Source organism: Acinetobacter sp. (genome assembly GCF_036666595.1).
Taxonomy (GTDB): Bacteria; Pseudomonadota; Gammaproteobacteria; order Pseudomonadales; family Moraxellaceae; genus Acinetobacter.
In genome coordinates, this window is sequence record NZ_JAVWVO010000117.1 from 1 (window position 1) to 357 (window position 357).

Below are 357 nucleotides of genomic sequence, written 5' to 3' on the forward strand. Positions count from 1 at the left end.
CTTTAGGTAACATTGCAAAAGCTAAAGGAATGGCTCAATTATCACGAGATACAGGCTTAGGCCGAGAAAGTCTTTATAAAGCACTTTCTGGTGATGTTAACCCTAGTTTTGATACTGTGATTAAAGTTGTAAAAGCACTGAATTTACGCTTAGCAATTTAAAAAAAGTTATTAAAAAATGGAGCTTTAGGCTCCATTTTTTAATTTCGTATAAGGTGTATTATGTTAATTTTAGAAAATCTTGATAATTATTGAAGTCCAGCAAGTACTAACTTAGCTTGAGCATGTCCATTATTCGCTGCCTTTTTTAGCCAATTTAATGCCTGTACTCTATTCTTTGGTAATCCATTACTACCAT

The 357-nt window shown here is 32.5% G+C and carries 1 protein-coding gene; it reads left to right on the forward strand.

The window, feature by feature from the left end; genetic code table 11:
• The coding region (locus RR876_RS17095) for an addiction module antidote protein (RefSeq protein WP_332637203.1) at positions 1-161 on the forward strand (161 nt) is incomplete at its 5' end.
• Between the last annotated feature and the right edge of the window lie 196 nt (positions 162-357).